Source organism: Sphingobium xenophagum NBRC 107872 (assembly GCF_000367345.1).
In the GTDB taxonomy this organism is placed as follows: Bacteria; Pseudomonadota; Alphaproteobacteria; order Sphingomonadales; family Sphingomonadaceae; genus Sphingobium; species Sphingobium xenophagum.
The window spans coordinates 1-12,288 of the sequence record NZ_BARE01000016.1 but is presented as its reverse complement, the minus strand read 5'-3'; the positions used below and the strand labels follow the sequence as shown (position 1 = coordinate 12,288).

Below are 12,288 nucleotides of genomic sequence, written 5' to 3'. Positions count from 1 at the left end.
ATCCTGCCATGGGACATCATCCACATCGTCTGATCCTTACGCTCTCCATCATTGTCGCCTCGTGCGGCCAGGCCCCTGCCTATGCCCAAGGCTGGGCCGAAAGCTGGTTCGATAATGTCACCTATAGCTCGCCGGGAAGCTTCGAGGACCAGACCCGCGGCTATGTGACAGCGGGCGGCATGTCGGGCCGCGTCGATGTCCATGACGATTATCTCATGAGCCTGACGCTTCCCAAGGTGAAGGCGGGCTGCGGCGGCATCGACATGTTTTTAGGCGGCATGTCGTTTCTCGACCCTGACTATCTGGTCCAGAAGCTGGAGACGATCCTGCAGGCCGCGCCGGCGGTCGCCTTCCAATATCTGCTCGAAACCCTCGACGAGAAAATGGGTAACATCATCTCGAAGATGGAGGCAGCGACCAATTACCTCAATTCCATCCAGGTGAACGACTGCCGTCTCGCCAACCGCATGGTGCAGATCGCCAGGGGCGATGATAATATGTCGGGGATCGTCGAGGAGATGACCGGCTACAAGTCGATCCGTGCAGGCTATGCCAATAGCTGGCAACAAAGTCGCGAGAAGATCCAGGCCAATAAGGGCAATCCTACCGAGGATCTGAAGGACGCGCTCGCCAATTGCCCGGCCGAGGTCACCGACATCTTCAAGACCGGCTCGCTGCTTGGCCATGCTGCCGCGCGCGTCGGGGCCTCAGACTGGGCCGGCGTGATGCGCGCACGGGTCGGCGATGTCTATATGCGCTGGGATGATAAGGACAAGGTGCCGCTCTTTTCGGCCATCCCCGCCTGTCCGCGCCAGGATAGCGAGAGCGCCGATGATTTCCTGACCGGACGGGTGCCCACCCGCGCGCTCAACATTCCTGCGACCGCTTCGGATTGCTCGGTGAACGGCGCCGGGCGCGGCGCGCTGCTGCTGGCGCGCGAAAGGATGGAATCGGTGGCCGCCAAGATCCGTACCCGCGCCGCGTTGACGACAGAAGAAATGCAGTTCGTCGCCAATGTACGGACCTTGCCGGTCTATCGGCTGCTCGAATGGGGCGTGCGGCAGGGCCTGACCGACAGCGTGATCGCCGACACCGACGAGCTGGTCGCCCTCACCCTCGCCTATCAGATGCTCAATGATCTGACCCGCTCGATCGACTTTGCGCTGCAAAATGCAGAGCGCGGCGTGACGACGGCGGGCGCGGCTGACGCGGACAACACGAACATCTGCCAGACCCGCATCCTGATCAAGGGCATCGAGCAGCTAAGCGAACTGCGCGACGAAGTGTTGCGCCAACGCGCGCAGATGCGCCAGTCCTACATCGCGGCCATGAACCAGGCGAACCTGTCGGCTAACTATGCCGGGGTGGTGCGCCAGCGCGATCGTGATGCGCGTGACGCCGCTGGCGCCAACGCCAATCGCAACCGGTGAGGCGAGCCATGCGTCATCTCATCCGCCTGGCATGCGTCCTGTTCGGCTTGCTGAGCGCCACGCCCGCGCTGGCGATCGATGCCAGCTATCACACTTGGGACGGCTTTTCCGAAACCGTCGATGCGTTTCACCTGGTGGCGATGATCTTCGGTGATCCGCGCTATGAAACACTGGTTTTGATTGTCGCGGTGGTCGGCATTGGCCTTGGCGCGGTTATCGCCAGCATTCGGGGTTCCGGCATGGGCCTGGTTGCCTTCGGTTTCCAGATGCTGGTCGGCATCGGCCTGTTTGCCGGGATGATCGCTACGACCGGCACGGTCCACATCTATGACAGGGTCCGCAACGCCTATCAGCCGGTTGGCGATGTACCCAATCTCATCGTGCTGGTTGCCGGCGTCACCAACCTGATGGAGCGGGCGCTTGCAGAAACCATCGACGACAATACCACCGATCCCAATGCCAAGCTGGAACTTGGCGCGGGCGGCCATGCGTTCGACCTGTTCCTCAACGCAGTCTCGCCCCGCAGCCCGATCGTCGATATCTTCCTCGACGCGAGCGTGAAGGATTATGTGCGCCAATGCTATCCGGTCGCGCGTGTCTCACCGGCCTATGGCGTCGATGACGATCAGCTGTTCCGCACCTCGACTGACCTGCCTGCTTCCTTCGCGGCGATGGCTGGCCCCGCCACCTTCTCGACCGTCTATACGGCGAGCGACAAGGGCGGGACGACGATGAGCTGCGATGCGGCCTGGGACCATATTGCCGACCGTCTGTCGGATGCCACAGCGTTCGACGCTTATAGCGACCAGGTCTGCGCCCGCACCGGGTTCGATGTGAACCAGGCCAGTCAGCGCGATCGCTGCCGCCAGCAGATCGACGCACTGGGCGACATGATGCTGGGCCAATCGATGAGCCGACAGACGTTCCTCACCAACATCCTCCTCGGTCAGACGGTCGGCGATGTGTTGTTTGAGGATTCGCCTGCAGCCACGGCGCGGGTGATGGCGAACCGGGCGATCGAATCCAACGGCCTTGCCACGCTCTCGACGGCCAACGAGTGGATGCCGACCATCCGGGCTTCGGTTTTCGCGATCATGCTCATGATGATGCCGATCGCGCTGCTGTTCATCCTGACGCCGATCAACCTGCGGGTCGCAAGCTTCGCGCTGGGCCTGTTCGTGTTCGTCGCGCTCTGGGGCGTGATCGATGCGGGCATTTACCAGCTCACCCTTGGCCGGGCGATGGATGTGCTGGCCGAACTGCGCGCGACCAACGTCGCGGCCGATAGCTGGATTCTTGCGCCATCGGCGGCAATGAAGGCGCTGGCCATTTTCGGCTCGTTCCGAACCGCAGCCGCGGGCCTGGCGGGCGCATTCGTGTTCACCGTGTTCCGCTTCTCGGGCAATATGTTCACCGCCTTCACGTCCGGTATGCTCGGCGTCCAGGGCCAGGGCAGCATGGCGGCGGCAACCGTGGGGACCAGCGAGGGCTATGCCTCCGCGCTGGAGGCACAGGCTTCAGCTGGTGGCACGATGGCGCGGCGCTCCACATCGGCGGGGTTCGGCGATTTTGGCGAGCGCAGCAGTTTTGGGCTCGACCGCGCCTTTGCTTCGGCCGGATCGGTACTGGGCGAACATGGCGGCGGCGCGACCGGAACGGCGGCGTTCGGGCTTGGCCGGGCCGATGCCGCGCGGGAACTGGGCGGGCTCTCCCCTGCCCTGGTCGGGCGGGATTTGAACGATCCTGCCACGGCCAGCGCCATCCGGGCCAATGCAGCGACCTCTGCCATCCACAATTTTGCGCAAGGGGATGCACTCCGCAAGCTGGGCACGAGTTACTTCGGCGAAGGCCAGGGCGGCGAACGCGCTTTTGCCGCCTTCTCGCAGAATATGGTGCAGTGGAAGGCGTTCGGCGACAGCCAAGCCTATGAGATGATGCAATCGGGGGCGAAGCGGCATTTTGAACGCAGCGGCTATGATGCAAAGGATGCGGCGCTCAAGGCCTCGACCGTGATAGCCCAGGCCGGTGCTGATCCGACCTTCGCCAAGATCACGGCCAACGCCTTCGATCAGGAACAGATGCTCCGCAATGACCTGACTGCCGCGCAGACCCAGGTTGGCGCGATGAAAGGACGACGCGACTATGCCGGCGACAGGGTTGCGGCGGTCGAACGCGGCAATGTCGCGACGGAACAGGCGCATCGCACCGGGCATAATCAGGGGCAGCGCGAGGCCGCAGGGATGCTGGGTCTCTCGGTCACCGAAACCAGCCGACGCATCGGGTTTATCAATGCACTTTCGGGTGAAGCGCGATCGACCGCGATCAGCCAGTTGTCGCGCTCGACCGGGCGCAACGAGGCGCAGGTGCTGCGCGCCATGGAAAGCTATAATGCCGCTGTTCAGGTCGGCACTGCCGACGGAGCAACAGCGCAAGCCGCGCGCGAGGGCACGAGTGTCTATGGCCGCACGCGCGAGGCCGCCGGTTATGATTTTGCCGAGCGGTCGGGCAAACTCGATGCCCAGCGCGAGATCGGTCCTGATGGCGTGCGCAGCTCGGCCCAAATAGGCGAGCAGCGGCGCCAGGCAGACAATGCCGGTTTTGCACAAGGTGCCGCTGCCGCTGGTGTATCGGTGCGCGAGGCCGCGCACCTCGATTCTTTCATTCGCACGCTGGCGGGCACTGCTGGAAACCAGGTCGATATGGCTGAAGGCGGTGCGGAAGGCATCGCCGATCGCGCACGCAACGAGCGACTGACCGGCATCGTCGACAAGGAGCGGCTCACCCGCACCCAGGCGCTGCTCCGCGAGCATGGTGTGGGGATGTCGAAGCGCCAGATCGCCATGGACCAGAATGGCGACATCGGCCTTAACCTGACGCCGGAACTAGCGGCACAAATGTGGCGCGGGGGGCTTATCAACGAAAGCCAGCTTGGCGCGATCGCCAATGGCGGGCATGCCCGGTTCAGTTTTGCCCATAATGATCTCCTCGTCTCCAGCAGCACCGGGTTCAGCCAGTCGGCGCGCAACGACACCAGCACGCGGTTCGAAGCCGGCAAACAGGCGGGGCCGGACACCATCGAGCATTTCCTGGGCAGCGGCGCGCCAGGCCAGGCCGCCATGGCCAACTGGTTGCGCGGCGGGTTCGAGATGGATCGGCGAGGTGACTGGCGGCTGAAACCGCAGGTCGCCGATACGCTCGAGCGTGATGTCACCGCGATTATGGCGCAGACCGGGTGGCAACGGTCGCTTTCCCGATCGGCCGAGCATCAAACGCAGGATAGCCAAACCTTATCCGGGAACATCACCGCCTCAGCGTCTCGCGGAGTGAGAGGCGATCGGAAAGAGGGCGGCAGGTCCGAGAAGGGCAACAGCGTCACGGGAAACGCGGCCGCAAGCCTGGCAGCGGAAATTTCGGATCGCGGAGGGTTCGGAGTGGCAGCGCAATCCTCAATCGATATAGTGAATTACGATGTGCGCGAAGCTATAGCCGCTGCTGAGCGCACCGCCTCAAAGTCAGCGCGGCCCGAAGAGGCTTTCACCCGAGAATTAAGTCAGCAGATACTCGGCAATGATGGCTTGCGAAATCGCTACCTAGAGCAAGCAGATTCCGGTCGCGGAACTGTCGACGTCACCGGGCCGATCACTTCCCTTGAACAGTCATCCGTACTGAATACGGGTCGGCTGATGTCAGATCGGGATAATGGCTTGGCCGATGGGGATTCTCGCTTCAAAAGTCGGCGCGACCAATGAGCTTAGTCCTTAATCGCACCAATGTGACGAAGATGCCGAAGCCCCGATCGGAGATCGAAAGAGTCCGTGTAGGGGTCGATCAGCGATTTTGGTTGGGACGGGGCAGCAGATCCTACCATGGTCCAATCCCCGCAGGCGACCTTGGCTTTCAAAAAACCATGGCCGAGAACCGTGAGGACCGTGATCGGATTGAAGACGAGGATGAGCAACACCATGGTGTTGGCCACGAACGTATTAATCCGGTCATAGGGGATGGCTATCATGATCTCGAGGCCAATCCAGTACAGCAGCGCCGTTACCCAGTAGAGCTTCGCGTACCATGGTCGCCAAAACCAATCGGCAGCGCGCGGCGATGGCGAGCCTGCCGCATCTGTCTGTTCGACGTGATCAACAATCTGCATCTGCAAAGCCTTTCCGTTTTGAAAAATAGCACAGGATTATCCGACTGGAAACCGATCCACCCTGATCACCGTGGACCGATCGCCCATGGCCACCGCAAGACTCCTGCCCCCTCCCTTCCTCCCCCCCTCCATCAAGCTTTGTTCTACGATTCAAACAAATGGGCGCACTTCAAATCCTGGACACGGCCGCAATGAAGAAAAAGCGGCCCAATCGAGATGCACCTCCAAGCCTGTCTACCGAAGCGGATGCCGCCATCCTGCGACTTGCGCGCCTCCTGGGCCGTCAGATCGCGCGTGAACTTGATCAGGAGCGACAGCAGCGAGAAAAGCGCACGGACGTCCCGCCTAAATCGTGCGAATGAGGTTTGTTTGTCAGCCGTTTCAATATCAGATGAACCATTGTCGGCCGAATGTTGTGGCAAATATGCTGCTATTCCTTGCTTGTGTCGGCGTATTTTTGCGCCGTACGGCGGTGCAATTGCGATCTTGCCGACGGAATGATTTTATCTGAAAATCACAGTCTTTCCGAAGGACGAACTTGTGCCTGCGTTTGCGTTCTATCTGATTTCCGGCGAGGGCGAGCCATCGATGAGGCTGGTCGATGTGCCAGATGTTGACGCTGCGAAAACATGGGCAATGGATGCGATCAGATATCGGTCATTGCACACCATTCGCTTCTGGGACGGTGTTCGCGTAATCGAGGTGAAACGCCCTGCGATGCGTCAACCCAGACAGAAGCCAAGCGATGCAGAGAAGCGCGGAAAGCGGATGATTGCCATGAAAGCCAAAGGCATGAAACCGCGCGAAATTGCCGCAGCATTTGGGATCAGCATCGGCCGGGTGCGCGATGTCATGTCACGTGAAGAGTTGCGTGCCCGGGAAGAAGCTATTCAAACCAACCGTGCCGCATTGTCAGGCCGGGCCAACAACGTGTTACGATATTTAGTCATCGAGCCGGAAGCGGATCCTGCTGAGCGCGACCGGCTACTTCCGGAGCGGGTTGCAACGTTGACGCGCGGTAAAATAATGAATGTAGGCAATTCCGGCAAGGTCACCCTTGCCGAGATTGAAGCCTGGCTGTGGGAAAGAGGCCTTTGTCTTAGCGCCGATATCTGAGCTGGACTTTATACCGCATTCTCTGGTGTATTCGGAGCCGGGTCAGTGGGTTGGGCGTATTGCAGCGTCCCGCGAAATGGCACGATGATCAGGATATGCCGCCTCTTCGGCGCAGGTTAAGGGCTTTAAATGAGAGCGGGTGAATGCATAAGTGGGACATTTTGCTCAGTCCGGTGTGGAGCACCTATCCTTCGAAAGCGGCCGTTCACGTGCTTGACCAATGGCAGCTTCGAAGTGAAGGAATGGGACCGTCAGCCATAGCTGGGAATTAATTTAAGCCGACATTACCCGTAATACCAAGATGCATTGACGCGAACCTATAGCTATTTGTGCTCCGGCGAAGGCCGGGGTCCAGTTCGGACCATGGGACTGGACCCCGGCCTTCGCCGGGGAACCCGCCTCGTGAGTCAGCATCATCGCATTATGGTATAAGCACATTGCCAACAGCACAACGACTTGACGGTCGTTCTTCAGCCAAAATACCGATCGTAGGAGCTTCCGCGGGTCAACGTGCCTCAAAGGCAAGCACGCCGCAGGCTAGCAACAATCACCCTGGGGGAGGGGCCAAACGTCCCTCGTCATGTGTCGTTATGAGCATGGTATAGGACGACAGCACGCTCCCCTCCGGGGCGAAGCTATGCAGGTCGCCATCTTTGAAATAGTGATGTATTGCGCCTGGAAGAGCGAAGAAATCGAGGCCCCGCTTGGCGCGTGGGTTGTGGAATACTTGAATTTCGTCGGTCCACCATTCCTCGTAGTCGGCGGACTGGACGTTATCGAAGAATGGCGTGCCCATCGATGCGTTCGCATCCGAGTTATAACGCAAGCCAAACCGGACATATTGAACGCCCGGCTCAGCAAACCCGGCGACCACGCCCATTCTGTCGAATTTCGCAATGGTGCCGGCATTGGAAAAGACGACGGCCGAGATATTCTCCGCCAGGGGCTGGTCGAAGAAGCCTGAGGGAACGCGCTTCTCGCCAAATTCATGCTCCACAATCGGTTCGGGGATGATCATGAGCGCACCATCCCGCATCTCCGCGCGGACGCGGTGGCCGTAGAGATACTGCCATAGCGCGGATTGCGTGAATGTGAGGGAGGCGGGCTCGCCGCCTGCGGCTGGCTTGTGGAAGTCAGCGATCGCCAGCAGGAACGGCTTGTCCTTGCTTTCCTCCCGCTCCCAATAATGCAGGCCCTTAGCGTTGACCTTTATCAGCTTGGAGTGAAGCGCGGACCCGTATTTTATCGGCATATAATTCCGCAGAAAATCGTCGATCTCAGCTGCGGTCTTCGGGTCCGGGTGCGATGCTAGCGGTCCCATGGTCGATGGAGCGGCCGTGGTCGCTTCAACGGTGAAATCGATGCCGGGCGCGGAGCAGCGGAAGTCCGGCGCCTCGAGTTGCTCGACGTCGAGATTGAATTCCCGAAAGGCAGCCCAGAGATATAGCTCCCAAAGGCGTTGGTCGAACGCCTTACGCTGAAACTCTTCGACGAGGTGGGGATCCTTTGGGGTGAGCCATGGACCGATTTCACGTACGACAGCCCGGCCGGGCGAGCGGGATGGCCGCTCCAGCAGCTCGCGGAAGTAAGGATGCAGGCTCGCCGGATCTGTTCCAGCGGGCACGCGCAACAAGTCGATTGGTGAATTGGGCGTGTCGCCTTGGTTGCCAAGCTCCCCAATATTCTCTTCGCGAACCATCCGGGCGACCTCGATGCGAAGCGCTTCCTCCGCCTGGAACTGCGATGGCAGGCTGGAATTGACGGCGATGGCACGGAAGCGCCCGATTGGATCGCGGGCGAGGATCAGCCACCCAAAGTCATCGTCGATCTTATCGAGGAGAACGACACCCAGCAGCGCCTCATCAACTGTCGCCCACCAAGATACTTCCTCGGCGAGGTGAGCAATGAGCGACATGCGCGTGCCGATAGCGAAGAGATTGAACCGCCGACGGTCGATTGGCGCGGTAGCTGCAAATGCCTCAGCTCGGCCACGTGCACGTTTCTTTGCTTCGCCCACTTTGCTTCCCCTACAAGGCCGGATGGCTTCACTGCTCGTACCACTGTAGTATCGATTGACTAACGCAGCCTATCTCAGTTGCGATTCTGACTCCGTTGAGTATTGGTCAGATCGATTTCAGCTAGTCATGGCTGTTGTCTTCCGAGCGCATGGCTGGGAGGGAATCCTCCCAGTCACCCCGGATCCACATCGAATGAAGATCAAAGCCAGTGGGTATTGGAGATTGATTCGGATCGCCGTAAACCGCCGTTTCAACATAAGGGATGCCTACATCAAAGCTATCCCCCTGAGCCGAGCCGAAGCGATGATCATAACATGCTAGAAGGACGCCGATCGACAGGAGCTTGGACGAAAGCGGAGACACAAAAAGCTTGCATCCGCCCATCGTTTTGAGCGCCCTTTTATATTGCGCCATCGCCATATAAAGCTGCTTATAGGCTTCGAACGGATTATACTCGCTCGCAAGCAAGATGTTCGCCGGCTCAATCTTGAAGTCGTCAAAGAGGATGTCGCGATGTTCTCCGACGACTTCATCGCCCCGCCTCGGCTTTCGGGTCGGGAAGGGAATCACCGGACAAATCTCGTCCGGGTCGATATGTTCTTGAATCAGATTGAGGCGGTCCCGTTGCCCCTCGCCGAGAACCGGGAACCAGACCCGCGGCCAGTTCTGCGTTGTTTGAGCCTCGAGATGTCCGGAAAATCCGAGGACGAATGTCACGCTGTCGCGCAGGCTTCCCGTCGAGGCACCAAGGTCGGCCGACACGCTCTCGGCTGTCGTGACGTGTAGGTTCACGCTATCGCCGCCATCTTGCGCTTTCTTGTCAAGGCTGAACAGAAGCACGCTGACTGCGGTCATCGCCACCATACGCGGCATCGCGCTGATGTCGACGATCACGTCGTCGAATATATCGAAGGCACCGGCGTCCTCCAGCGCGATTTTAGTGTTGCGCGATGTGACAGCGGCACCCGCCGGGCCACCGATCTCGATCGGCACGGACACGATGCGGTCGGCTGGCACCAGCGCCTGTAATGCCTCGTTATTCTTTTCGGTGAGTCCAAGCCGCGCTTCGCTGTCCTCCAAGCCATTGTCGAAAGCGAGCTGCCATACCATGAGGTCCGCGCCGAGACCGCATAGACGACGAGCAATTTCGAGCGTCCGGATGTCGAACCCCCGCCCCATAATCAGAAGAAGCTTGCGCGGCTTTTCAGCGAGGCGCGACGCCCAAAAACCGTCAAAATCGGCATTGGTCGTAAGCGAATAGGGGTCCCAGCGCATCGAAGGATCCTGATTAGACAAGGGTCGCCTCCTCTGCGATCGCGATAGCGTTGCCGCCGGTCTCCTGCCAATGCAGTAGATCACGCAGCGATTGGCCCCTCCATCCTCCGTATCCCAATGGTAGGCCGAAATGTACGCACAGCAGACGGTTCAGATAGAACACAACATATTCCCGGCCATTGTTGCGATGGTCGAGCCGGGGCATCAGGAGATTATGCGACACAAGCGACGTCATCACGTCGCGCAAGCGAAGGAAGGGCGTGATGTCGCTATCCTCGCTGTCGATCAGAAGCTTGCGCTCTTCCATAGTGATTGCAATACCGGTAACGCCGGGCGCATAGGGCGCGCTTTTGCGGAAGGTCTGCTGGCGGCAGAATTCGCCGATCGCTTCCAGGAGACGGCGAGCCTCAACCCCTCGTGGCAGCCTCCGCGGCAGCCCATCCCAGCGTTCCCGAGCCACACTGCGAATGAGTGCGTCCTGTCGGGCCGCCGTAAGGGGGACGGGCTGATCGCGATGGAACCGAATTTTTGCTGATATCTCCTCAAACAGCGATCCAGCGACTTCAAGATACTGGTCCACATTGGAAGACGAGACAGCGCTCAAGGCCTCACGACCAAAGTAGATAGGTGCGGCCACGTCAGTGCGTAGGAAATGCTCGGCGGCCCGCTCAGTGCCACTCCCCGACCGATTACCAAGCTCATCGATCGACAGGGCATCGAAGTCGAACGTCCTTTGGGCGCGGCGCATGTCGCGAACGACTAAGATTTTGAGTAGCTGCCACTGGAAGGCACGCTCTAGGGCGTTACCGTCGAGAGCGCGAGTCGCAGCCAGCCATTCCTCATACCGCCGGCCGGCGCCGCCCGCGTCGATGATCTCCTGCTCGATCTGCGCACTGCGCGCGAGAAGCGCATCCTCGAGCGACGCAATATCGTCGGTCTCACCGATTAAAGGGAATAATTCCCGTCCTTCAAATCCGTCGGCTTTCGCCGCGCGAAGATTGGCGATCGACTCGACAAGGCGCGTATATGGCTTGGTCTTGGGCCCCGACCAGCGCTCTTCAAGCTGAATGACATTGTCATAGTCTCGCTTGCGCAGCGCACCCTCGGACAAAAGATCCTTGTGCGTGAGCGCCTCAAGCCGCTCCGCGATCCACACTCCGCACTGCTCGCGTGCGTTCGTGACGAATTCGATCAGGCTTCCTCGCTGTACCGGGGAGAGTGTCTGAAGCTCGTCCATGAGCAGCACCCGTTTTACATCTAGCGGGCCATGTGCGTCGCTGATGCAAACATGAGCGAACCATTTGAGGCCGTCTAGCCGCGCATGGCCGCCCTCGATGGCGGATGGCGCGCCCAGATCGTCCATGCGGTTGTAAAAGCCGCGTTCGATCCGCGAGGCCCATTCGAAGAGCTGCTGGCCGTTGGCGCGACCGGGGATGGTCGCATCCGATTCAGGCTCCCATTCGAATGTAAACAAGTGAAGATCGTCCGGAAACTGGCGCTCCGCGCGCTCGACGACAGACCGGAGCGCTGCGACCACGATTCGAGAATTGAGGAGCTCGCGGAAGAGAGTGTTACCCCGGTCGAAAGCCGAGAGTTCCTTATACTCGCTTGTAAAGATTACCATGGCGCCGAGAAGCTGTGGACCTTCCCTGCCGATCGCCCCGATCTCGCGCAACGCGTCGCGCGTGGCTTTGACCTGCTGATTCTGGTCTGCGAGCTTATCGGTGAGGCGAAGCGGACGGGGCGTGAGAAGACGCAGGAAAGTGGTTTTGCCGCCGCCGGGTGCGCTCCTAAGAAACACCAGCCCGTTCCAAGGATCGTCGAAAGCCTTGATCACGTCGAGCGCACCGGCGCCGAACAGGCGCACGAACTCGTCGTCGCTGGTCGAACGCTGCGAGGCGCGCATGCGGAAGGGATTGCGCACTTACTGAAGCTTTCTGTGACGGCTTACGCGCGGGAAGAGGCCCCGGACGTCCTGATCATCCTCCGCCCATAGCAGATAGATGGAGTTGTTTGGCGTGTTGTGTGCGAGAACCAGCGGTAGGCGACAGCCTGCGTACCCGAAGCGCTTGCTTGTGCCGCCAACCTTTGAATGCTCATCGTCGGCCTCATCATCGAAATAGCGCTTGTCGGCGACGAGCTTCAATATCGCCTCATCGGCGGTATCATCAAGCGGGGTTGTCGGGCCGAGCTTATGCACCACCTTGAAATCGATTGATCCCTTGCTGAAGCTGAGCTTCGGAAGAAATGCCTCGATATGCTCAATCGCTTGGTCGCCGGCGACATAAAGGATGATGGC

Annotated in this window: 8 protein-coding genes; 3 read left to right on the top strand and 5 right to left on the bottom strand. The window is 59.9% G+C overall.

Going from position 1 to position 12,288, the window contains the following annotated elements; all coding sequences use genetic code 11:
* Positions 1 to 8: 8 nt before the first annotated feature.
* On the top strand, positions 9 to 1,430 hold the full coding sequence (locus SX1_RS08750; protein ID WP_019052684.1) for a conjugal transfer protein TraH: 1,422 nt from the start codon (positions 9 to 11) through the stop codon (positions 1,428 to 1,430).
* Positions 1,431 to 1,438: 8 nt separating this feature from the next.
* The gene (locus tag SX1_RS08745; RefSeq protein WP_019052683.1) at positions 1,439 to 5,179 is read left to right on the top strand and encodes a conjugal transfer protein TraG N-terminal domain-containing protein; all 3,741 of its coding nucleotides are present in this window, start codon (positions 1,439 to 1,441) and stop codon (positions 5,177 to 5,179) included.
* 2 nt (positions 5,180 to 5,181) lie between these two features.
* Here SX1_RS08745 and SX1_RS08740 read toward each other — a convergent pair whose 3' ends face one another.
* Positions 5,182 to 5,580, bottom strand: a complete 399-nt coding sequence (locus SX1_RS08740; protein WP_019052682.1) for a hypothetical protein — start codon at positions 5,578 to 5,580, stop codon at positions 5,182 to 5,184.
* A 588-nt stretch (positions 5,581 to 6,168) separates the two neighbouring features.
* Between SX1_RS08740 and SX1_RS08730 the strand changes: the two genes are divergently transcribed.
* Positions 6,169 to 6,696 carry a hypothetical protein gene (locus SX1_RS08730; protein ID WP_157410138.1) on the top strand — a complete coding sequence of 176 codons (528 nt, stop codon included), beginning with the start codon at positions 6,169 to 6,171 and terminating at the stop codon, positions 6,694 to 6,696.
* Positions 6,697 to 7,243: 547 nt separating this feature from the next.
* On the opposite strand, the gene SX1_RS08725 is transcribed toward SX1_RS08730, so the two are convergent.
* The 4 genes from SX1_RS08725 to SX1_RS22490 form a co-directional block, all read right to left on the bottom strand.
* Positions 7,244 to 8,713 carry a hypothetical protein gene (locus SX1_RS08725; protein WP_043145465.1) on the bottom strand — a complete coding sequence of 490 codons (1,470 nt, stop codon included), beginning with the start codon at positions 8,711 to 8,713 and terminating at the stop codon, positions 7,244 to 7,246.
* Positions 8,714 to 8,834: 121 nt separating this feature from the next.
* The gene (locus tag SX1_RS08720; protein ID WP_167539638.1) at positions 8,835 to 10,010 is read right to left on the bottom strand and encodes a hypothetical protein; all 1,176 of its coding nucleotides are present in this window, start codon (positions 10,008 to 10,010) and stop codon (positions 8,835 to 8,837) included.
* Entirely contained in the window at positions 10,003 to 11,913 is a 1,911-nt protein-coding gene (locus tag SX1_RS08715) for an ORC-CDC6 family AAA ATPase (RefSeq protein ID WP_157410136.1), read from the bottom strand. Before SX1_RS08715 ends, SX1_RS08720 begins: the two co-directional genes overlap by 8 nt.
* Positions 11,914 to 12,288 (bottom strand): phosphoribosyltransferase-like protein (locus tag SX1_RS22490; protein WP_043145463.1); only part of this gene is annotated, 375 nt, incomplete at its 5' end.